General features: G+C 71.9%; 15 protein-coding genes. 9 read left to right on the plus strand and 6 right to left on the minus strand.

Annotated elements, in window-relative coordinates; translation table 11 throughout:
* Positions 1-701: 701 nt before the first annotated feature.
* Genes Ani05nite_RS16265 through moaC form a run of 4 tightly spaced genes read right to left on the minus strand, consistent with a single transcriptional unit; the run spans position 702 to position 3,308 of the window.
* Positions 702-1,133 (minus strand): molybdenum cofactor biosynthesis protein MoaE, encoded by a 432-nt coding sequence (locus tag Ani05nite_RS16265; protein ID WP_239130049.1) that lies wholly within the window; start codon positions 1,131-1,133, stop codon positions 702-704.
* Positions 1,130-2,356, minus strand: a complete 1,227-nt coding sequence (locus Ani05nite_RS16270) for a molybdopterin molybdotransferase MoeA (RefSeq protein ID WP_203769206.1) — start codon at positions 2,354-2,356, stop codon at positions 1,130-1,132. Before Ani05nite_RS16270 ends, Ani05nite_RS16265 begins: the two co-directional genes overlap by 4 nt.
* Entirely contained in the window at positions 2,353-2,838 is a 486-nt protein-coding gene (locus tag Ani05nite_RS16275; protein ID WP_203769208.1) for a MogA/MoaB family molybdenum cofactor biosynthesis protein, read from the minus strand. Before Ani05nite_RS16275 ends, Ani05nite_RS16270 begins: the two co-directional genes overlap by 4 nt.
* Positions 2,835-3,308 carry a cyclic pyranopterin monophosphate synthase MoaC gene (moaC, locus tag Ani05nite_RS16280; protein WP_377881495.1) on the minus strand — a complete coding sequence of 158 codons (474 nt, stop codon included), beginning with the start codon at positions 3,306-3,308 and terminating at the stop codon, positions 2,835-2,837. Before moaC ends, Ani05nite_RS16275 begins: the two co-directional genes overlap by 4 nt.
* A gap of 564 nt (positions 3,309-3,872) precedes the next feature.
* On the opposite strand from moaC, the gene Ani05nite_RS16285 reads away from it, so the two are divergent.
* The 4 genes from Ani05nite_RS16285 (at position 3,873) to Ani05nite_RS16300 (ending at position 8,830) form a co-directional block, all read left to right on the plus strand.
* The gene (locus Ani05nite_RS16285; protein ID WP_203769212.1) at positions 3,873-6,410 is read left to right on the plus strand and encodes a putative bifunctional diguanylate cyclase/phosphodiesterase; all 2,538 of its coding nucleotides are present in this window, start codon (positions 3,873-3,875) and stop codon (positions 6,408-6,410) included.
* Positions 6,383-7,648 carry a glycosyltransferase 87 family protein gene (locus Ani05nite_RS16290; RefSeq protein WP_203769258.1) on the plus strand — a complete coding sequence of 422 codons (1,266 nt, stop codon included), beginning with the start codon at positions 6,383-6,385 and terminating at the stop codon, positions 7,646-7,648. Before Ani05nite_RS16285 ends, Ani05nite_RS16290 begins: the two co-directional genes overlap by 28 nt.
* A gap of 1 nt (position 7,649) precedes the next feature.
* On the plus strand, positions 7,650-8,072 hold the full coding sequence (locus Ani05nite_RS16295; protein WP_203769214.1) for a TFIIB-type zinc ribbon-containing protein: 423 nt from the start codon (positions 7,650-7,652) through the stop codon (positions 8,070-8,072).
* A 68-nt stretch (positions 8,073-8,140) separates the two neighbouring features.
* Entirely contained in the window at positions 8,141-8,830 is a 690-nt protein-coding gene (locus Ani05nite_RS16300) for a maleylpyruvate isomerase N-terminal domain-containing protein (RefSeq protein ID WP_203769216.1), read from the plus strand.
* A 4-nt stretch (positions 8,831-8,834) separates the two neighbouring features.
* Here the strand turns inward: Ani05nite_RS16300 and Ani05nite_RS16305 are convergent, their stop codons facing one another.
* Entirely contained in the window at positions 8,835-10,067 is a 1,233-nt protein-coding gene (locus Ani05nite_RS16305) for an SUKH-3 domain-containing protein (RefSeq protein ID WP_203769218.1), read from the minus strand.
* A 124-nt stretch (positions 10,068-10,191) separates the two neighbouring features.
* Between Ani05nite_RS16305 and Ani05nite_RS16310 the strand changes: the two genes are divergently transcribed.
* The 5 genes from Ani05nite_RS16310 to Ani05nite_RS16330 are packed head-to-tail and all read left to right on the plus strand — an operon-like array spanning position 10,192 to position 20,416.
* Entirely contained in the window at positions 10,192-10,605 is a 414-nt protein-coding gene (locus Ani05nite_RS16310) for a YbaB/EbfC family nucleoid-associated protein (protein ID WP_239130056.1), read from the plus strand.
* A complete protein-coding gene (locus Ani05nite_RS16315) occupies positions 10,598-10,930 on the plus strand; it encodes a hypothetical protein (RefSeq protein WP_203769222.1) in 333 nt (110 codons plus the stop codon). Before Ani05nite_RS16310 ends, Ani05nite_RS16315 begins: the two co-directional genes overlap by 8 nt.
* Positions 10,927-19,152 carry a toxin glutamine deamidase domain-containing protein gene (locus Ani05nite_RS41865; RefSeq protein WP_203769223.1) on the plus strand — a complete coding sequence of 2,742 codons (8,226 nt, stop codon included), beginning with the start codon at positions 10,927-10,929 and terminating at the stop codon, positions 19,150-19,152. Before Ani05nite_RS16315 ends, Ani05nite_RS41865 begins: the two co-directional genes overlap by 4 nt.
* Positions 19,142-19,882 (plus strand): hypothetical protein, encoded by a 741-nt coding sequence (locus Ani05nite_RS16325; protein ID WP_203769224.1) that lies wholly within the window; start codon positions 19,142-19,144, stop codon positions 19,880-19,882. The genes Ani05nite_RS41865 and Ani05nite_RS16325 overlap by 11 nt, the downstream gene beginning before the upstream one ends.
* Before the next feature lie 27 nt (positions 19,883-19,909).
* Positions 19,910-20,416 (plus strand): hypothetical protein, encoded by a 507-nt coding sequence (locus Ani05nite_RS16330; RefSeq protein WP_203769225.1) that lies wholly within the window; start codon positions 19,910-19,912, stop codon positions 20,414-20,416.
* Here the strand turns inward: Ani05nite_RS16330 and dnaB are convergent.
* Complete coding sequence (gene dnaB / locus Ani05nite_RS16335) at positions 20,413-21,852, minus strand: replicative DNA helicase (RefSeq protein WP_203769226.1); 1,440 nt, start codon at positions 21,850-21,852, stop codon at positions 20,413-20,415. The two genes, Ani05nite_RS16330 and dnaB, sit on opposite strands and share 4 nt — an antisense overlap.
* Positions 21,853-21,951 lie beyond the last annotated feature (99 nt).

Here is a 21,951-nt window from a genome sequence, read left to right on the forward strand (position 1 = left end):
GGAGCGGAAGGAGGGCCGAGCGGAACGAGGGCCGAGCGGAACGAGGGCCGAGCGGAACGAGGGCCGAGCGGAACGAGGGCCGAGCGGAACGCGGACCAGGCAAAACGGAAAGCAAGACCAGGCGGAAGTCGAGGTGAGCCGAGCGGAAGCGGGGCTCGAGGAGAAGGCGGGCCGGCCGGAGCGAAAGCAAACCAGGCGGAAGTCCGGTCGAGCGGAGCGGAGGCCAGGGAAACGCCGGGCGGGCGGGCCAGAGCAAAGCGCGGCCGAGTAGAACACGGAGTGGCCGGGGTAGGCCGGGACCGGGCAGAACGCGGAGCGGGCAACGCGGGCCGAGCAGAACGCGGGCCGAGCAGAACGGGGGGCGGGCAGAACGCAAGCCGAGCAGAACGCAGAACGGGACGGCGAAACCCGGGGCCAGGCAAAAGCCGGGGCGGCGACGCCGGATGCAAGGCGCAAGGCCGAGCGAAGCGCAACGCACAGCAAGGCCAGGTCAGAGCAACACGCAAGCCAAAGCGACCCGCAAGGCCGACCCACAAATCAGGCCCGCAGGAAGTGGCGCACCCCCGCCCGAAGCCCCTACCAAGCACCACCCCAAACCGGATAGAACCAAGCACGGACCTCGCAATCGGCGGGAGCGACGGTCAGCACCATGCAACCAGGCACGACATCAAGATCTTGAATTTGATCTTGATCCGACCCCATCAAGGACAGTTCACCCACTCCTCGGAACCATCGCTGAACACCTGACGTTTCCAGATCGGCAGCCGCGCCTTCGCCTCGTCGACCAGCCGTGCGCAAGCCGCGAACGCCGCCCCCCGGTGCGCCGTGCTCACCGCCGCCACCAGCGCCACGTCGCCGATCTGCAGCACCCCCACCCGGTGGGACACCGCCACCGCATAGACGTGCGGGTCCGCTGCGATCTCGTCCGCGACTTCCCGCAGGACCTGCGCCGCGCTCGGGTGGCCCTCGTATTCCAGCAGCGTGACGCCCTTGCCCTCGTCGTGGTCGCGGACCACGCCCTGGAAGGAGACCACCGCTCCGGCCCGGGGGTCAGCCACGGCCTGCTCGTGGGCGGCCAGGTCCAGGGTCGTGTCGTGGACCGCGGCGATCCGCACGGTTTCTGTGGTGGTCACGGGCGCTCTCCCGGATACAGCGGCAGCGGATGGAACGGGACCAGGTCGCCGGCGGCTGACCGGGTGTCGGGGCGGACCACCACGAAGCCGTCGGCGCCGGCCAGGCCGCGCAGCATCGCCGAGCCGACGTGGCCGACCGGGGTGGCGCGGCGGCGGTCCTCGTCGAGCGCCGCCAGCGCCAGGTGGGTGAAGTCGCCGCGGCCCGGCACCGGCGTGGCCAGCTCGACCGTCGACAGGGGCGGCAGGTCGCGGCCGTGCAGGCCGGCCAGGAGCGGCGCGACCAGCGTGATCAGCGCGATCACGGCCGACTGCGGGTTGCCGGGCAGGCCGGCCAGGAAGCGGTAGCGGCCGTCCGGGCCGGGCACCCGGGCCAGCAGCATCGGGAAGCCGGGGCGGACCGCGACCGTGTTGACCACGTATTCCGCCCCGAGCTCGGCCAGCGCGGGGTGCAGGTGGTCGACCGGGCCGTTCATCGTGCCGCCGGTCGTGCAGACCACGTCGGCGATCGCCAGCGCGCCGCGGATGGCCGCCACGTGCGCCGCGAGTGTGTCCTGCACCGGGCCGCGCACCGCGGCCGGGCTGACGGTCGCGCCGTAGCGGCGCAGCCAGGGCGGCACCAGGGGACTCAGCGAGTCGCGGACCCGGCCGGTGCCCGGCGGCCCGCTGGTCAGCAGCTCGTCGCCGAAGACCAGCAGGGCCGCGCGGGGCTGCGGCCGGACCGGGATGGTGTCGTAGCCGCAGGTCGCGGCCATGCCCAGGACGGCCGGGTCGACCGGGGTGCCGGCCGGCAGGAGCTCCTCACCGCGGCGGGCCTCGTCGCCGGGCAGCCGCCATTCCGGCTGGTCGCGGGGGGTGCCGGTGACCAGGCCCGCGGCGTCGCGGCGGGACTCCTCGACGCGGATCAGGGCCTCGGCGCCCTCGGGCACCATCGCGCCGGTGGCGATCTCGACGCAGGTGCCGTCCGCGGTCAGCGGGGCCGCCGTGCCGCCGGCCAGCACCCGGCCGGCCGGGCGCCAGGGCGCCGGGCCGCGCACGGCCCAGCCGTCGATGCTCGACGTGGGGAAGGCCGGCAGGTCGGTCAGGGTGACCAGCGGTTCGGCCAGGGTACGGCCGTCGGCGCCGGCCAGGGGCACCGTCTCGGCGGGGCCCGTGGCGGCGCGGCCCGCTTCGTACGCGAGGGTGCGTGCCTTGTCCCAGTCGACCGGGATGCTGTCTGCGCTCACTCGGAGAGCTTATGGTCGCTGCCGCCGATCTGGGCGACGGTGTGGACAAGGATCGGTCCCAGCACCGCCAGGCCGTCGCGCGCGCCGCCGGTCGAGCCGGGCAGGTTGACCACCAGTGTGCGGCCCGCCACCCCGGCGAGCCCCCGGGACAGCGCCGCGGTCGGCACCTTGTCCCGGCTGTACGCGCGGATCGCCTCCGCGATGCCCGGCACCTCGAAGTCGAGCAGCGGCCGGGTCGCCTCGGGGGTCCGGTCGGTCGGGGTGACGCCGGTTCCGCCGCTGGTGAGCACCACCGCTATCCCGTCCGCGAGGGCGGCCCGCAGCGCCTCGGCGACCGGCTCGCCGTCCGGCACCACGACCGGCTCGGCGTCGACCTGGCAGCCGAGCTCGCGCAGCCCGGCCACCAGCAGCGGGCCGCTGGTGTCGGCGTAGACGCCGGCCGCGGCGCGGTTGGAGGCGACGATCACCCGGGCGCGGATCACGGGCGGTCCTCGGGGCGCAGCCAGTCGCCGGTCTTGCCGCCTTCTTTGCGCAGCACCCGTACGGACTCGATGCTCGCCGCCGGGTCGACCGCCTTGACCATGTCGATGAGGGTCAGCCCGGCGGTGGCGACCGCGGTGAGCGCCTCCATCTCGACGCCGGTGCGGTCGGCCGTGCGGGTCGTCGCGGTGATGTCGACCCCGGCGTCGGTGATGCGCAGGTCGACCGTCACACCGTGCAGCCCGATCGGGTGGCACAGCGGGACCAGGTCGGGCGTGCGCTTGGCGCCCATGATCCCGGCGATCCGGGCGACCGCCAGGGCGTCGCCCTTGGGCAGGCCGTCCCCGCGCAGCAGGGCGACCACCTCGGGGGTGGTGCTGAGCCGGCCGGCCGCGACGGCCCGGCGCTCGGTCACGGTCTTGGCCGACACGTCGACCATGCGGGCCGCGCCGTCGGCGTCGACATGCGTCATTTTTGCAGCGTTCGTCACCCGCACAGCGTATCGAGGACCGCACACAGCGGGGGGATTAAGCACGCCACGGTGCCGCATCGTCAGCGATCACCGACTTTCCGTAGCCATTTCGTTTCGCAATCCGATCCGCGCAGTGAATTGGGCCATCGCGCGCTTTCGAGTGGGGGCGCCGGGCCGCCGACGGAAGTACATTCACTTCGACCTCCTCGGGCGGCAGCAGGGCATTTGCCAGCGTTTGGCCGGTACGGGACCGGGGCATGAGGCCGTACCGCCCGAATGCGGAGCGTCATTCCCTCGCTACGCATATGGTACAAAGCTCGCTCTACTCGCAATTCGTGAAACGACCGACAAATCCTTCTTCACAAGTCCGTGCATCGTTCCTAGTCTGTTGTCAGGAAATGCGAAAGCGGATCGCGAAGGAATCGTCGCGCCGGGGCCCCCACAATGGCCGCCGCGCATTCACGGAGCGGAGGTGTGCGATGCGTGAGCAGGAGTGGACCTGAGACCGGTACCGTTACCCAGGTAGGCCCGGGCATTGACAGTGCGTGTGGGCCACAGGTCACCATGGGGTATGGGGAGTCCGCAGTGAACGACGCGAAGACCGACAGGCAGCTCCGGCTGTATGTCGGTCTCGTCGCGTTTGGGGGTGTCTGCTGCCTGATCTGGGCGGCCGGCTCGCTCACCGCCATCCCACCCGGCCAGCTGCTCTATGTCGCCGCATTGACCGTCATCATCGCGTCGGCCACCTCGGGGCTCATCGAGATGCGGGTCCGGTCGGACAACCACGCATTCGCCTCGACCTCGGGCGCCATCCTCGTCACGGTCACCACGGTGCCCCTGCCGCTGGCGCTGATCTGTACGGCACTGGGCATCCTGATCGCCAAGATCTTCATGCGGGACGCGCTGAAGATCAGTTTCAGCGTCGCGAAGAACGTGCTCGCCGCCACCGCCGCGGGGGCCGCCGCGTACCTGGCCGGCGTCCGCCCCCCGACGGACCTGAGCTTCTCGGTGCAGTTGGGGCCCCGGCTCCTCGCCGCCCTCGTGCTGGCCTCGCTCGCCTACGCCGTGGTGGACGAGCTGCTCGCCCACACCGTGGTGGCCCTGGCCACCCGCACCTCCTGGATGCAGTCCTTCAAGCGCAACTGGGACGTCGTCGCGGCCGTCCGGCTGATCAACGTCGCCATCGCGCTGGCGGTGGTGCTGGTGATCCAGCGGGAGCCCGTGCTCATCGTGGCGATGGTGCCGGCCATGCTCGCCCTGCAGCTCGCCACCAAGAACCGCATCCGCCAGCGCACCGACCAGGAGGCCTGGCAGCGGCTGGCCGCCAGCACGGACCAGCTCAACGTCACCGACCTGACCGCCGTCCTGCACGCCGCGGTGACCCGCGCGCCCGGCCTGTTCTCGGCCGACGGCGCCGAGATCGAGCTGCGCGACATCAGCCCGTCCCGGCTGGTGCGGGGGTCGACGGGGCGCGTCACCTACGAGGGATCCCCCGACGGAGCCCCCGCTCGCACCGGGCCGGTCGTCGAGGCGGTCCTGCACGGTCCGGACGGGGCCGTGATCGGCGTGCTGCGCCTGCTGTTCCGCAAGCCGGTCAGCCTGGACGAGTCCGAGGAGTACAAGCTCCGCACCTTCACCTCCTCGCTGCACACCGCGGTGCAGAACGCGCGGGCCTACGCCGAGCTCAAGCGGATCAACGCGGAGAACGCGTACGCGGCCGCCCACGACCCGCTGACCGGCCTGGCCAACCGTCGCGAGCTGTTGGAGCAGGCGAAGGCCATCTTCGCGGCCCGCAACACCGACGGCATCTTCGCGCTGCTGCTGATCGACCTCAACCACTTCAAGGAGGTCAACGACACGCTCGGGCACACCGCCGGCGACGACGTGCTGCGCGAGGTGGCCAAGCGCCTGGAGGAGGCCGCCACCCCGGGCGACCTGGTGGCCCGGCTCGGCGGCGACGAGTTCGCGCTGTTGCTGACCGGCCTGCCCACCCCGGCGGTCGCGGCGCACCGCGCCACCGTGCTGCTGGACACCCTGGAACGGCCGATCGAGGTCGAGGGCATGCAGCTCACCGTGGAGGCCGCCGGCGGCATCGCCCTCGCGCCCGGCAGCGGCGGTGTGCAGGAGCTCATGCGCCGCGCCGACGTGGCGATGTACCAGGCGAAACGCGGCGGTCAGCGGACGGCCACCTACGCGCACGCCCGTGACACGGCCGACGTGGGCCGGCTCATGCTGGGCGGGGAGCTGTCGCGGGCGGTGGCCGAGCATGAGATCACCGTCGACTTCCAGCCGATCGTCGACCTCGGCAGCGGCGAGGTGCTCTCGGCCGAGGCGCTGGCCCGGTGGCACCACCCGCAACACGGCACCCTGAGCCCGGCGGAGTTCCTGCAGACCGTCGAGCGTTCCGGGCAGCTGCCGGGGTTCGCCGACGCGGTGCTGGAACAGTCGCTCGCCGCGTACCGGATGTGGCTGGAGGCCGGCTTCGACCTGACCGTCGCGGTCAACGTGTCGCCGCGCAGCCTGCTCGACGAGACCTTTCCGGGGGCCGTGCTGGCCCAGCTCGGCCGGCACGCCGTGCCGGCCGACCGGCTGGTGCTCGAGCTGGCCGAGACCCTCACCCTGAGCCAGCTGGAGGTCGTCGACCGGGCGCTGAGCGAGCTGCGCGACGCCGGGGTACGGCTGGCGCTCGACGACTTCGGCACCGGCGTCTCGTCCCTGTCGGTGCTGTCCCGGCTCCCGGTGCACCAGCTCAAGATCGATCGCGGGTTCGTCCGGGCGGTCGAGACCTCCTCCGAGGCCGCCGCCGTGGTGCGCTCGACGGTGGATCTGGCCCGCAGCCTGCGCCTGACCGTCGTGGCCGAGGGCGTCGAGAGCGAGCCGCAGCGGCACGCGCTCTGGGACCTGGGCTGTGTCGCCGGTCAGGGACACCTGTTCGCCCGCCCGATGCGCGCCGGGCGCCTGCTCTCCACCCTGCAGCGTGGTTCCGGCGGGCGGCCGGGTGTGCTGGCCGGCGCCCTGCATCCGGCCGGGTCCGTCGTGCGGATGCCCCGCCGCCGGTCACCGGGGCAGGGCAGATCGTCTCTGCCACACTTGCCCGCGTGACCCTGCTCGCGCGCTTCGACCGGGCCCACGGTGGCCTCGCCGCCGACGCCGCGCTCTACGGCCTGGCCGCCCTGTTCGCCCTCCTCACGGCGCTGACCTCGACGCTGCTGCCGCATCGCGCCTGGGGTGCGATCGCCGCCTGGGCCTACCTCGGCGCGTTCCTGGTCGTGGTGGGGCAGCTGGTGCTGCGGCGGCCGGCGGGACGGCTTCCGCTGACCTGGGTCGCCTGGGCCGGTACGGCGCTGCTGCCCCTGATCGTGGAGGCGGTGCAGCGCTCCGCCGGGCAGGCCGGTCGCGCGCAGGAGGAAGTGCTGGTCGTCGAGCACATGGGCGAGCGGCTGGCGGGCAGCGGGACGCCGTACCTGGGGCCGGAGGCGATCGCCGCGCTGCCGCCGGGGGAGCAGTTGCTGGGCTATGCGCCGTACCAGCCGGGGATGGCCGTTTTCGGCCTGCCCCGCGCGGCCTTCGGCGACGTGTGGTGGACCGACTCCCGGGTGTGGTTCGCGGTGGCGACCGTCGCCGCCCTGGCCGCGGCGGTGCGGCTGGTGCCGCCCGGCGGGCCGCTGGTGCGGGCCGTGCAGTTCGCCACCGTGCTCCCGATCTGTGCGCTGACCCTGGCCACCGGCGGCGACGACCTGCCGGTTCTGGCTCTCGGACTGCTGGCCCTGGCCTGCTGCGCCGGCGGCCGCTACGGCGCCGCCGGTCTCGCGGTCGGCGCGGCCGCCGCGCTCAAGCTCTTCGCCCTGCCGATCCTGGTGGTCCTGGCCGTGCTGGCCCTGACCACCGGCCACGGGCGGCGCTTCCTGCCCGGCGCCCTCGGCCTGCCGGTGCTCGCGCTGCTGCCCGCCCTGGTCGACGCGGACGCGTTCGTCGAGAACGTGATCCGCTTCCCGCTCGGGCACGGCATCGTGACCAGCCCCGCGCAGTCGCCGTTCCCCGGCTACCTGATCGCCCAGGCGGTGCCGGGCGGCCGGTACGTCGCGGCCGGGCTGCTGGTCGCGGTGGCCCTCGCGATCGCCGTCGTGCTCGTCCGCCGGCCGCCGCGCACGGCCGCGGCCGCCGCGCTCTTCTGCGGGTACGGGCTGCTGGCCGCGATCCTGCTGATGCCCACGACCAGGTTCGGTTACCTGCTGTACCCGCTGGCCCTGCTGCTCTGGGCGCCGGCCCTGAACGCGGTACTCAGCAGACGCACAGCGACTACGGCACCACGTGGTGACACAGCCTTGTACCGTTTGTGAGATGCAGATGACCTGTCCGAAGTGTCGCGGCGAGATGCGGGTTTACGAGCGCAGCGGCGTCACCATCGACCAGTGCACCGAGTGCCGCGGGATCTTCCTCGACCGCGGTGAGCTCGAGAAGCTCTTCGACGCCGAGGCCAACTGGAACAGCCGCCAGGCGTCCTCCGCGCCCCGACCGGCGCAGGCTCCGCCCATGGCGCCCCAGCCGGGTGGCTACGCCCCGCCGCCGCCCCCGCCGCCGCACGGTGGTGGCTACGCGGCGCCGCCGCCCGCCTACGGCCAGCCGGCGTATCCCGCCGCCGCTCCCTACGGCGCCCACCAGCCCCAGTACGGCGGCGGCTACCACGGTCACTACCGCCAGGGTCACCACGGCCACTACCGCGGCCGCAAGCACAAGAGCTTCCTGAACGAGCTCTTCGACTGAGCGAGCGCCGGCTGGTCCCGCCCGCGAAAGGATGCGGGCGGGACCACGGCGTGCCAGGGTGCACAGTCATGGGACTTCCCGCGCCGGCCGCCCTCGTCGCGGCCCTGAACGCCGCCTACGCAGGCGTGACCTCCGTCGTCCGCGACCTCGACGACCTCGACCTGCTGCTGCCGTCCGGGTGCCGCGGCTGGACGGTCGCCGACCTGCTGCTGCACTTGAGCCTGGATCCGCAACGGGCCCTGGTCGCGTTGGCCACGCCGGCCGCCGGGCCGCCCGACACCGACTTCGTCACGTACTTCCGCTCGTTCCCGGGCTCGGGTGACGCCGCCGCCGCCCTCGCGCACGCGCAGTGGGTGCGCCGCACGGCCGCAGCCTTCAACCGGCCGCGGGGCGTTGTGGAGCGCTGGACCGAGACGGCGGCAGCGGCCGGGTACGCCGCCGGCCGGGCCGATCCGGACGGCTTCGTGCGTACGCAGAATCTCGTGTTGCCGGTCCGCGACTTCGTCGCCACCCTGGTCACCGAGGCCGTCATCCACCACCTCGACATGATCGTGTCGCTGCCGGACGCGCCCGACCCGGCGCCCGCGGCGGTGGCCGTCGCACTGTCCACGATCGACGGCCTGGCCGGCTCGGACGGGCTGCCGCCGCACTGGTCCGAGCAGGAGGCGCTGCTCAAGGGCTCGGGCCGCGAGGAGCTGACGGACCGGGACCGCGAGGCCCTGGGCGACCGGGCCGAGCTGTTCCCGCTGCTCGGCTGACGCCCTACCAGGTGCCGTCGTCGCGGAGGCGTTCCGCCGGGCCGTCGCCGGTCAGCAGGCTGAGCAGGCCCTGGTCCAGGGTCTCGCCCAGGAACCACTCCCCGCCCTGGTCGAGGGCGAACACCCGGCCCCGCTCGTCGATGGCCACGATCGCGTCGCCCTTGGCCTCCACGCCGATCGGGAACAGCCGGGCCCCGATCACCTCGGCCAGCTCGCCCAGCACGTCGGCCGAGTGCGCCGCCGCCACCGGCTCCAGGTTCAGCCAGCGGACCCAGCGGCGTACCCCCGGCCCGCGCAGGCCGCAGAAGATGCCCGGGAAGTCCATGATCGCGGCCCGGGCCGCCGGGAACGGCACGTGCCGGTGGCGCCGCCCCGGCACGTTGACGACGTCGTCGATCATGCCGTCGGCGAGCACCTCGGCCACCACCGGCTGCATCGGACGCCAGCCCGCGTCGGCCAGCGCCCCGGCGACCTCGTCCGGGAAGCGGCCGGGCTGGGCGACGTTCTCCGAGTACGGCCGGAACGGCTCCACGAACGCCAGGTGCGACCAGGGCAGCAGCGCGAAGTCGACCAGCGTCAGGATGCAGGACTCGCACGGCCGCGCCTCGGTGGCGCCCAGCGGATCACCCGGCTCGCGCACGTAGAAGGCCTCGAAGCCGGCGGTACGCAGCCAGGCCCGCGCCTCGTCCAGGCTCAGCGGCTCGTCCCGCTGCCGGTCGGCCTCGTGCAGGGCGTCGGAGAGGACGATCAGCTCGGCGTGCCGCTCGGCGCCGCGTACGGTCCGGGCCGGCTCCAGATCCGCCAGGTAGGCCGCGACCAGCGGGTGGTGGTTGATCTCCTGATCGCCCTTGGCGCCGCGGGCGATGAAGAGCCGCCCGTCGACCGTCAGGTGCGCCGCGGTGGTGGGCGCCGGCCGGCGGCGGGCGTTGCGGCGCAGCTCGACCTCGGGATCGACGGTGCGGCGCTGGGCGGCCACGGCCGGCTGGTGGGTGCGGTACAGCTCGGCGATCACGTCCGCGGGGACACCCGGGTACGTCGACAGGGCGCCGGTCTGGCGGTCGATGACCGTGCGGGCCCCGTCACCGGGGATCGGCAGGACGGTCGGCGGCTGCTTGGTCCATACCACGAAACCCAGGTCGAACTCCGAGATCATGGGCAGGCACTCGTACCCCCGGCGCTCGGTCTCGCTCCGCGCCCAGCCGGCGGCGATCTCCTCGGCGTCCTCCCGCGTGATCATCTGAACCCCTGTCACCCCGCATCCGTGTGCGGAGGTGAAACTACCGGACCACGTCGCGTCGCGCCGCCCGGTAGGGTCACCTCGATCGATGGTCGGGTGCCGGGGGAGGACGACCGTGGCGGACATGGCGGATCGCGATGCCAACCACGCGCTGCGCGCGCGCTTCGACGACGTTTACGGGCAGTATCAGCGACTTCGGTCGGGTATGGACGACATGCAGCAGCGGCTGGCGCGGCTGCAGGTCACCGCGGAGTCGGAGGACGGGCTGATCCGGGCCACGGTGGGCCCCCGCGGCCAGCTGATCGACCTGCGGCTGGACCGCCGCATCTACCGCGACATGGACGCCGGCGAGCTGGGCCGCAAGATCGTCGCCACCACCGAGCGGGCCGCCGCGCAGGTCGCCGAGCAGGTGCAGCAGATGATGTCCGGCTACCTGCCGGCCGACTCCGGCCCGATGCAGTACATCAGGGACAACGACTTCGGTTCCCTGCTGCGGCGCCAGGACGCGATCATGCGCGAGGCGGACGGCGATGCCTGACGAACTCTGGCTGGATCCCGACCGCGTGGCCGGCGGCGGCCGCGACCTGGCGGCCGCCGGTCAGCACTTCACGGCGGAACGCCGCGGCGCCGGCAACGAGCTCGCCGCGCTGAGCGGCGGACGCCCGTGGGGCACCGACGACATCGGCCAGACCTTCGAGAACAACTACCGCCCGATCGAGCAGCAGGTGCTGCTGGCCTGGGAGAAACTCGGCCTGTACGTCGAGGGCCTGGGCGATGCCGTGGTCGAGACGGTCCGCGAGGCGACCGCGACCGACCACCACGCGGCCGTCCAGGTGGAGCGGACGTACAGGAAACGCTCGTGACGATCCTGCCCAGCCCCATCCCGCACCCGCTCGACTACTGCCCGTTCGACGTGCCGGGCTGGGCGTACGAGGCGCTCGAGTGGGTGGTCGGCTTCGACTGGCCGGCGGGCAACGAGAAGACCACGTGGGACGTCGCGGACCGGTGGTATGCGCTCGCCCAGCGCCTGGCGGACCCCCGCAACGAGGCCTACGAGGCGGCCGGCCAGGTGATCTCGGGGTACGGCGGAGCGGGCGCGCAGGCCTTCAAGGGCGCCTGGGACCAGCTCTCCGCGGACGAGAACGCGCCGCTCAACTCGCTCATGGCGATCGCCGACGAGCTGGGCAAGCTGGTCGAGGAGTGCGGCTGCGACATCGAGGGCGCCAAGCTCGAGGCCTGGATCGAGATCGGGCTGTTCCTGATCGAGCTGATCGGCATGGCGGTCGCCGTGGCGCTGACGCTGGGCGCGGCGTCCCCCGCGGCGGGCGGCCTGATCGCGGCGACCCGGCTGGCCATCCAGCAGATCTTCAAGCGGCTCATCGCCCAGCTCGGCAAGAAGGCGATCAAGAAGACGCTCAAGGAGGCCGGGCAGCGGGCGGCCAAGCAGCTCACCACCAAGGCCGGCCTCAAGCATCTCGGCAAGGAAGCCTTCAAGGAGGGCTTCGACGAGATGAAGGAGGAGATCGCCACCAACGGCGCGATCCAGGCGTACCAGAATTCCTCCGGTCGCGCGCACGGCTTCGACGTGCAGGACCTGGGGATGTCGGCGGCCGGCGGCTTCGCGGGCGGCTTTGCGGCGAGCGGTGCGGGCATCGGCAAGGGTGGGCACAGCGGCGGCGGGCTGACCCGCGGGATGGCCGCCGAGGTGCTGGGCGAGTTCGGCGGGGCGGCGGTCAGCGGGGACCTGCCGAGCCTGGAGAGCGTGGCGAAGTCGGCCAGCTCGGGGGCCAGCGGGTCGATGATGGACGGAGCCCGGTCGGGCTTCGCGGACGGGCTGGCCGACCAGGTCGGGAACCTGGATGTGCCCGCGGGCGGGGTGGATCTCGGGTCCTCGGCCCCTTCCTCGGGCGCAGGGGGGCCGCTTTCCCCGGTCACCTCGCCCGGGCCCGCGCCCGGGGGTGGGTCGGACTCCGGAGCCGCCCCTGGCTCCGTGTCGGTTTCGGACGATTCACCGGCATTTGCCAATGGATCGAGGGGATCGTCGCCCGGGCCGGTGTCCGGATCTGCGGGCTCTTCTCCAGAATCGGTGACCTCCTCCGCCCCGGCGGGCGGGTCCTCGTCCGGTGGGGTCAATCTGTCGAGTCTTGCGCCACCGGTGGAGGGGCCTGCGGGGGCCGGCGGCGATCATGGTGTTGCCGGGTCTTCGGGGGGTTCCGGCTCCTCCGCTGCGCCTGGCGGGCCTGCCGGGTCTGGGCCTGCCGGGTCCGGGCTGACGGGGTCTGGGCCTGCCGGGTCCGGGCTGACGGGGTCTGGGCCTGCCGGGTCTGGGCCTGCCGGTTTTGTCGGTTCTGGTGGGCCGGGGGGTGGGTTCGGGCCTTCGGCGGCGGGCGCTTCTCCTTCCATGGCCGGGGCGGGCGCTTCTCCTTCCATGGCCGGATCGTCGTCGGCGTCTCCTTCCATGGCCGGCGCGGGCGGGTCTCCGTCGATGGCCGGCGTCTCGGGGTCTTCGTCGGGGACGGGGGGCTCGGGGTCTTCGTCGGTGGGCGGGGTCTCGGGGTCGCCTGCGACTGGTTCGGCGTCGGTTGCGGGCAACGGGTCGTCGTCCGTGGGTGTGGGGCCGCGGTCATCCGTGGCCGCCGGTGGGCTCAGTCCCTGGTCTCCCTTCGGGACGGACGCGTCCGGGAACGGGAGCACACCGGCGCCCCGCGACCTCGGCTCGCGCTCCGACACTCCCGCCGCGACCAGCCCGCGGGTCGCCTCCTCACCTGTCGGCACCGAGTCGAACGGCACCTCGCCCGGGCATCCGACGGCCCAAGGAACCCGGCCGTCGCTCACCTCGCCTACCGGGACCGGCCCGAGCGTTCAGGCGACCCCGACGGGATCCGGAGTCCTCTCGCCTCCGGGTTCGACTTCTCCGGCATCGTCCGGGTCCTCGCCGACGACCGGACCTGTCCGCGGCACCGCTGCGGTGGGGATCTCGCCGCCGGCTGCCAGCGGGCCCGCGACCGGGCTGCTGCCCGGGCGGACAGATCCGAGCGGGCCGACTCCCACCGGGCTTACTCCCGGCGGCCCGAATCCCGGCGGACCCGCGACCGGGCTGCCGCCCGGGCGGACCGACCCCAGCGGGCCGACTCCCGCCGGCCCGAATCCCGCCGGCCCGAATCCCGCCGGCCCGACTCCCGGCGGACCGAATCCCGGCGGACCCGCGACCGGGCTGCTGCCGGGACGGAACGATCACGATCAGCCCGCTGCCGGCGCTCCCCCGCGACCTCCGCAGGTGCCCGCGCCGCGGGACGGGGCTGTGGACGTACCGGCGCGGGCGAGCGTGCCCCCGACGGACCCGGCGGTCTTCGTCGCGGCCGCGCCCGCGGGTCCCCGGTTCGGCGGGTCGGCGCGGAAGGCGCCCGAGACCGAAGCGGAAGCCTATTTCCGGCACGCGCGGGAGCTGCGTGTGGAGTACGCGACCTCCCGCCGGCAGGACGTGGTCGACGCCTACGAGAACAAGGCGGACAACGCGCGCCGCCGGGCCCGCAGCGCTCGGCGGTCGGCGCGGGTGGCGCGGTTCCTCAAGTTCGACCCGCACCTGGCCGCGTACTTCCAGGCCCACGTCGACCTGGCCGTCGACGAGGCGGAGCGGGCCGAGGCGCAGGTCAAGGTGCTCAAGGACCCGTCGTGGCGGCCACCGCCGGGCACCGTCACCGACGTCGCGCCGCAGGCCTGGCACCGGACCAACGTGGACAGTGGCCGGCTGGCGGCCGGCGGGGTGACGGTGGGCACTCGGTCGATGCTCACCGGCAACGACCACCCGCCGCCGATCGACCACACCCGGCGCTACGGGACCAGGTCCGGCCTGCGCGAGCCGCTCGCGCAACACCAGGTCGACCTGGAGACCGCGGTGCCCCGCGACGGCAACGGCGATCCGGTACGCGGCGCCGACCCCCGCGCGCCGTACTTCCGGCTGGTCAACGACGGCGGCTCCCAGGCCGACCCGACGCGCGGCATCAACTGCCAGGACTGCGTGCTGTCGTTCTTCGACACGTACGTGCACGGCCGGCCCCGCGTGTCGGCGCCGCGCACGTTCGACGCCTACGGCGACGGCGACCCGACCAAGCCGCTGTACGGCGAGGAGATCGGCCCCGAACGCGCCGAGCACGCGACCGGCGGCCGGTTCCAGTCGCTGTGCCCGATCGTCGCGGGCGACCCCCCGGCCGTCGCCGGCCAGAAGATCCAGCAGGCGCTCGGCGACGTGGCCGCGCAGCTGCAGGCGGGCGGTCACGGCTCCTTCGCGTTCCTGGTGAACGCGTGGGAAGGCGGATCGGCGCACGCCTGGGCGGCGGTGAACCAGAACGGCCAGATCCTGTTCGTGGACCCGCAATCCGGCCTGGTCGCGCCCCCGGGCACCAGCCTGTACGGCCACCTCGGCCAGCCGCACTCCGGCAACGTGGTGGCGCTGGACGCGCTGGTGGTGGACGGGCGCGGCAACCCGATGCCGTTCCAGGGCAGGCCGGACGGGCTGTGGCGGCCGAAGCAGACGACACTGCCGGCGCCGGCGCCGCGGCCTGCGCCTGTTTATTACTCGTCGGCTTACCAGCAGACGGCGCCTCAGCCGCCTGCCCCTCAGCCGCCTGCGCCCTCGCCGGCTCCTCCGCCCTTCCCCGGGCCTGTGCCGGGGCCGGCACCGACACCTTCTCCTGCGCCTGTGCCGCCGCCTTCCCCGTCGCCGTCACCCGCGCCTTTCCCCTCGCCCTCGCCGTCGCCGTCACCCGCGCCGGCGCCCTCGCCCTCGCCGTCGCCGTCGCCGTCACCCGCGCAGTCGCCCTCGCCCTCGCCGTCGCCCTCGCCCTCGCCGTCGCCGTCACCCGCGCCGGCGCCGTCGCCCTCGCCGGGTCCCGATGTCCTGCCTTCCCCGCCGGCTCCCCCCGTTGAGCCATCCGACGTTCTGCTGACCGACGACGCGCGCTCCGGCCGGCCGGATCCGCTCCTGCCGTTCGATTCACGCCCGGCGCCGGACCCCCGTACCGGCTCGACCCCACCAGGTCCAAACCCCGACCTGGAATCGTCCGCCCCGCCGCAGCCCGCACCCGCCCCGATTCCCGGACCGCGCCGCCCGGTCGACCGCATCGCGGAGGCTCTGGCGCCCCGGCCGGCGCCGGTGGACCGCATCGCGGAGGCGCTGACCCCCCGCGACCACCCGCGGACACCACCAGCACCGAGCCCCGACCCCGCCCGCGACGACGCGCCGATCACCGCCGACCACAACCCGCGGCCGTCGATCGCCGACGCCCTGGAGTCCGGCGCACCGGCCCCGAACACCGAGGTCGACCCCGACCGCGCGCGCCGGCTTGAGGGCTACCGGCGAACCGAACACGACGCCCGGGAACGCAAGTCGTACCGCGAGTACATGGACCATGCGCGCGCCACGCACGAGGACAACCGGCGAGCGGAGTACGCCGATTACCTGATGCGGCTCGCCGACCGGCAGCGCAGCAAAGTGCTCGAGCTCGGCATGCAGGCCGACGCCGCCCTGCGGTCCGGTTCGGAGCTGCACGGCGAGTATCTGCGGGCCGAGGCGCGGCGTACCAGCGAGGACGCCGACGACCTGGAGACCAGGGCCCGGCAGGTGCGGACCGGGGAATTCGCGCCCGATCGGGTCGAGGTCGAGCCGGCGGACTGGGTGCGCATCAACGACGACGTCGGCACGATGGCGGTCGGCGGGGTCGACACCGGGGAACAGTCGGCGCTCACCGGCGACGGCGATCCGCCACCGGTCGACCACACCCGGCCGTACGGCAGACGGGGCGGATTGCGCGCGCCACTCGCCGTACATCAGGCCGACCTGGAAAATGCCATGCCGCGAGATGCGGACGGCACGGTGATCCGGCTGGCCGATCCCCGTCAGGGGGAATGGTTCGGGCTGGCCAACGACGGCGGCCCGGCCGCCGATCCGACCCGCGGCATCAACTGCGTGGACGGCGTGCTGTCGCTGTACGACACGTACGTGCATGGCCGCCCCCGCGTTTCGGCGCCGCGCACCTTCGACTCGTACGCCCAGGGCGACCCGACCCGGCCGCTCGGGGCCGAGGACCGGGGCCTGGCCCGCATCGAGGACACGGTCGGCGGGGAATTCCAGGGCCTGTGCCCGTACGTGGGCGGGCTGGAGCCCCGGCAGGCCAAACAGGCCGTCGACAAGGCCATGACGAATCTGCACAACCACCTGTACAACGCGGGGCACGGCGCTTTCGCCTTCATCGTGACCGATTCCGAGGAGGGCACGGCGCACGCCTGGGCGGCGGTCAACCAGAACGGGACGATCCTGTTCCTGGATCCGCAGACGGGACGGTTGTCGGAGGAAACGCCGCTGTACTCGCACACGGGCGAGAAGAACGACGGCAACGTCATTTCGATGGATGCTGTGGTGGTGGACGGGCAGGGGCTGTTGGCGCCGTTGCCGTACCACCAGGCGGGGTTGTGGAGCCGGTCGTCCCTGGAGCCGACGGGTACATCGCCTGACGCTTTCGACGAGGCAGACGGCCGTAGCCCGACACCCGAATCCGTTGATTCGGCCGATCGGAACAACGCAGACACTGAGGAGGGACGCGACCCGGAAGGGGCGAAACCTGAGAGGCCCATCGACCCGGCCGCCGAACCCGGGAGTCGCCAGGTCGAAGAAGCGGAAGGCAGTGGGAGACGAGACTCAGTCCGGCTTTCGAGCGATCCTGAGGTCGGAAAGGCCGGACCGGGCCCTCAGAATCGTGACCGCGATCCTCTGGAGCATCCGGCGGAAAACCCTGACCTGCGGCCCGCCTCGTCGGTGACGGCTGACGACACACAGCCATCCGGCCCCGGCATTACCGGCACCGCGAGCGCCCCCCGGATTCCGGCGTCCGAAATGGTCGCCGAGGACTTCGACCCTCGCGAGGCCGAAAGGCGGCAGCTGGAAGCTCTCGATAAGGACGACCGAGCGGCCATCGAAAGATCAGTCGATGCGTCGATGAAGGTCGCCGCCCGGTTGCGAGTCACGCTTGAGGAGGTGGTCAGCTCCGTCAACGCAGCCGGAGGGGAGGGGCGGGCCCAGCTCGTCGGTCTCGAGAATTCCTATAAGACCAAGTCTTCGCTGGCCCGCGCGTACGCCGCCGAGTTCGAGGCGGAGGAGATCTCCCCTGCGGATTTCCTTAGGAACACCAAGGACCGGGTACGTTTCTCCATTCAACTCCCCGAACAGGGATACGAGGCCAACGCCGTCGCTGCGCTCGCCGAACTGCAGGTTCGCGGGTACGGCATCAAGAAGATCGTCAATTTTTGGCGCGGAGATGGACGGCACAACGGGCTCAACGTCACTGTCGTCGATCCGGCGGGCGCTACCTTCGAGTTGCAGTTCCCCACCGAGCTCTCACGGTCGATCGGGAAGGACACTCACGACCTTTACGAAGTCGTGCGGCATCCCGCTGCGCCCGTCGCCGCTCAGGTCGACGCCTTCCTGCGAATGCTCGCAATCAACAAACGGGCGGATGTCGCGCAGCACATGCCTGACAGCCTGGACCGATTGAGGCAGATTGAGGGTGTGGCATGGAAGGACGTCGACTCGACGTTCGCCAGGTGGATCTCCGAAAATGACGAGGACTGGGCCAGATACGTCAGGGACCTTCAGAACGAAGGTTTTACCTTCGATAGGATTCTTGATCGGACCGGCCTGACCCGAGCCGATGTCTTTGCGAGTCTTGGATCGGATGACGATGACACAAACAGAGTTCGGCTATCGAGCGATCTTGAAGTCCGATATGTCGGGCACGATGACGAGTCTGATCGCCTACGAAGTGCAGTCGACAGCACCGCTCCGGGCGGTCATGTGGAGCGCGCCGCGCAAGGCATGGATCTACGCACCACAGCAGGCGGGCACCTTCCTCAGGGACCCGAACTACCGGGAACGGATCCGGCGGCTCGATCGAGCGCAAGCCGAGCGGCTGGCGCGGGAGAACCTGCTGTCGGAGCTGCCGACCGAGCAGACCCTCCTGGAGATGCTCGACGAGGGCCAGCAGAAGGGCTGGGACTTCGGCCCGCCCCGCCCGTAGGCGCGACCCCCGATCCCGGATCGCCCAGCACATATGTCGATCCGGGTGAGCTCGACAACGCCCAGCGCGCGGTGATCGAGCGGGTCGAGCCGCATTCCCCCGAGCTCGCCGACGTTGTCGTGCGCCTGCTGGCAGACCATGCCGCCACCAACCACCGGCTCAACGCCACGGAGGCATTGCTCGACCCCGGTCGGCGGTCCCGGGCCCTGGAACTGCTGGTCGAGCTCTCCCGCCAGGTGATCACTTCGCAGTACGGCTCCCTCGCCGCCGTCCTTGCCGCACATCCCGGGGCGGGGAATCTCTTCCAGCCTGTCTCCGATGAAACCAACACTGCCCCGGACGGCACGCCTCGCAAGAAACTCTTCGAGGCGGCCGCACGATTGCAGGATCCGGCTCGGGCGCTCGGACCGACGTTCAGCGCCGCCGACCTGACGTTGCTGGACGACTACGGGATTCGACTGCGGCGCCGGGTTCTGCCCGCGGCGGAGCGGGAGATTCACGAAGTGGCCGCTCTCCTCGGGGACCGCGCCCGGGTGTCGGCCCGGGCCAAGAAGGCCGCGGATCTCGTCGACAAGGTCGGGCGGATGACGAGGGGACGGCCGAGTCGACCGGCCCGGCCGGAGTACCGGGTCGGTGACATCATCGACGCGGTCGGCGTTCGGCTCACTGTTCCCGACATGGCAACGCTCGACGAGGCGTTGTCACTGGTCAAGGAACGCTTCGGCGACCGCATTCTCGAGATCGAGAACATGTACGCCGAGCCGAAGGCGCAGGCGCCCTCCTACCGGGTGATCCCGCTCATCATCTCGATCGAGACCGACGGCCTGCCGTGCACATACGAACTTCAACTCACCACTGAGCGCGCGTCCATGGCGGCCGACATCGAGCACAACACGCTCTACAAGCCTTATGTCAGCACCGACGGCGCACAGCGGCTCGCAGTGCAGACTGCGATGGAGGAAGCTGCCGCATTGGATCAGCTCGAAAGCATCGAACGGGACAGAAATGGTCGATAGACACCGGGAGTCGAGCGTCTACCTGTACGAGTACGGCGAGGCGTACGACGATCTGCGGCCGGCTTTCTTCATCGATGAGCGGAGCTACAGCGATCGAGAGATGGCAGAGTCGGTCGTCGAATCCGCCGAGGCAGCCATGACCCGGGCCGGCGTCATCTACGAGGTCGAGGTGACCTCCGGAGTGCACGCGGAACGGCCCATCGGCGTGCCTACCTGGGAGGAGTTCAAGCAGCGCCACTTCGTCGAGGGGGTGCCGCTTCCGGTTCGCCCTCCGATGCGCGAACAGGCCCTTCCGCCCTCGTGGCCCGAGATGACTCGGGCCGTCGAGGAGGCACACGAGAACTTCCGGGCGTACCTGATCCAGCTTTTGACCGGCGCTTTCCCCGGACAGGACGTTTCTCTCTCGTCCGACCCGGGACCGCTGCGTCGCTCGCCGGGTTCGGTCGACTGGAGCGAGGAACGCTTCGGCTTCGAGGTGACGGTCGTGGCCGGCATCGGTGACTTGCCTCCAGCCGCGGCCCTCGCCCGCGTGAGCGCGATCCTCGTGCCGGAAGGCTGGGAGCTGGGCGATCCTGTCAGCCGGCCCACCAGCGTCGCGCTGAGCGCCTCCCGTGACCTTTTCGGCCTGTGGATCGACGCCCGGCCTCTGCGGCTCACCGTGCTCGGCCAGTCACCCCTGTACCGGGCTCCCGGCGACAGCGGCCCGTCTTACCTCGTCGAACCCCGCTAGTCCTCGTCACGTCGGGCCGCCTGACCAATGACAGTCCGTGAACAGCTGTTCGTTCACAGCAACGGCTCACCGGTCGAGATAGCCGCATTCGCCGCGGGGCTGATCGGCGGCCGGACCGAGATACGCGATCAACGGCCATGGCTTTTCGTCGACACCGCACGGCTCGTCCAGGGCGCCGACGGCGAGTTCGGCGGGCCGGTGACGGCGCACTTCTCCGATGCCCCGTTCCGGCCGGACGGCGAGTTCGAGGCGCCCGATGCCTACCAGGTGGAGTTGCGGCTGTGGCAGACCGGCGGGTGCCGGATCGACCCGGCCACCGGCGCCGACGTCGAGGAACTCGCCGCCACCGCAATCTTTCGGGCGCTCGCAGCGTCCGAAGCCTTACCCGTGATCCATGTGCACGATGACGACACGTTGCTCCAGGCTGCGCTGCCGGGCGTCGGAACGGTCGTGTTTCCCACGGGTACGTCGATCTACGACGGGGATGAGGACAGGTGGGCTTGCGTCGTTGTGCGGAGCGCAGGTGGGGACTAGACGATCGCCATGTCCACGAAGCGGGACAGGTGCAGCTGCGCCGCCACCGTCACCGTGTCCGTCGGCCCGTTACGGTGCTTGGCCACAATGAAGTCCGCCTCTCCCGCCCGCGGCGACTCCTTGTCGTAGTAGTCGTCGCGGTGCAGCAGGATCACCACGTCCGCGTCCTGCTCGATCGAGCCGGACTCACGCAGGTCGGACAGCTGGGGGCGCTTGTCGGTGCGCTGCTCCGGGCCACGGTTCAGCTGGCTGACCGCGATCACCGGGCATTCGACCTCCTTGGCCAGCAGTTTCAGGCCCCGGGAGAGCTCGGCGACCTCCTGCTGGCGGCTCTCCGTCTTCTTCGGTGAGGACATCAGCTGGAGGTAGTCGACCACGATCAGCTTCAGGTTGTGGCGCTGCTTGAGGCGGCGGGCCTTCGCCCGGATCTCCATCAGGTTCATGCTCGGGGTGTCGTCGACGAAGATGGGCGCCTCGCTGATCTCGCCCATCCGGCGGGCCAGCTTGGTCCAGTCGTCGTCGGAGAGCTGGCCGGAGCGCAGCACGTGCAGCGGGACGCGGGCCTCCGCCGACAGCAGGCGCATCACGATCTCGATCTTGCTCATTTCCAGGGAGAAGATGGCGCTGGCGCAGTTCGCCCGGATGGCCGCGTTGCGGGCGAAGTCCATCGACGCGGTCGACTTACCCAGACCCGGGCGGCCGGCGACGATGATCAGCTGGCCGGCGTGCAGGCCGTTGAGCAGGCGGTCGAGGTCGGAGAAGCCGGTCGGTACGCCGGTCATCATGCCGTTGGTGGCGCCGACCGCCTCGATCTCGTCCAGGGTCGGCTGGAGCATGTCGGCCAGGACCGCGAAATCCTCGGAGACCCGCCGCTCGGTCACGTCGTACACGGCCTGCTGGGCGAGGTCGACGATGTCGTCGACGTCCATGCCGCCGTTGCCACCGGTGCCGTACCCCAGCTGGGTGATCTTCGTGCCCGCCTCGACGAGGCGGCGCAGCACCGCGCGCTCGGAGACGATGCGGGCGTAGTACGAGGCGTTGGCGGCGGTCGGCACGCTCTCGATGAGCGTGTGCAGGTACGGCACGCCGCCGATGCGCTGCAGGTCCCCGGAGTCGGAGAGCGCCGCCGCGACGGTGACGCCGTCGGCCGGCTCGCCGCGGCCGTAGAGCTCGAGGATCGTGTCGAAGACGGTCGCGTGGACCGGGCGGTAGAAGTCGTGGGACTTGAGGATCTCGACGACGTCGGCGATCGCGTCCTTGGAGAGCAGCATGCCGCCGAGCACGCTCTGCTCCGCCGCGATGTCCTGGGGTGGTGACTTGTCGAAGCCGCCGGTCTGGGGCGGCGGGCCGCCGCCGGGCGGTCGCCCGCCGGAGGGCTTCCCGCCGGGTGGCGACTGCGGCCGGGCGTCCGGTCGTGCGTCGTCGGTGATCGACATGACGACCTACCCCTCCGTCGTGGTTCCTGCTCCGTGATCAAACAGCCCGGGTACGACACTTTCGAGTGCCGAAGTGACGGGGGCCACAAAATCATCGGA

The sequence above is a fragment of the Actinoplanes nipponensis genome (genome assembly GCF_016862275.1).
GTDB lineage: Bacteria > Actinomycetota > Actinomycetes > Mycobacteriales > Micromonosporaceae > Actinoplanes > Actinoplanes nipponensis.

Coding starts and splice junctions, on each gene's coding strand:
- moaC (WP_377881495.1), bottom strand. CDS start 3,308: ATGACGCATGTCGACGCCGACGGCGCGGCCCGCATGGTCGACGTGTCG.
- Ani05nite_RS16285 (WP_203769212.1), top strand. CDS start 3,873: ATGGGGTATGGGGAGTCCGCAGTGAACGACGCGAAGACCGACAGGCAG.
- Ani05nite_RS16295 (WP_203769214.1), top strand. CDS start 7,650: ATGCAGATGACCTGTCCGAAGTGTCGCGGCGAGATGCGGGTTTACGAG.
- Ani05nite_RS16300 (WP_203769216.1), top strand. CDS start 8,141: ATGGGACTTCCCGCGCCGGCCGCCCTCGTCGCGGCCCTGAACGCCGCC.
- Ani05nite_RS16305 (WP_203769218.1), bottom strand. CDS start 10,067: ATGATCACGCGGGAGGACGCCGAGGAGATCGCCGCCGGCTGGGCGCGG.
- Ani05nite_RS16310 (WP_239130056.1), top strand. CDS start 10,192: ATGGCGGATCGCGATGCCAACCACGCGCTGCGCGCGCGCTTCGACGAC.
- Ani05nite_RS16315 (WP_203769222.1), top strand. CDS start 10,598: ATGCCTGACGAACTCTGGCTGGATCCCGACCGCGTGGCCGGCGGCGGC.
- Ani05nite_RS16325 (WP_203769224.1), top strand. CDS start 19,142: ATGGTCGATAGACACCGGGAGTCGAGCGTCTACCTGTACGAGTACGGC.
- Ani05nite_RS16330 (WP_203769225.1), top strand. CDS start 19,910: ATGACAGTCCGTGAACAGCTGTTCGTTCACAGCAACGGCTCACCGGTC.
- dnaB (WP_203769226.1), bottom strand. CDS start 21,852: ATGTCGATCACCGACGACGCACGACCGGACGCCCGGCCGCAGTCGCCA.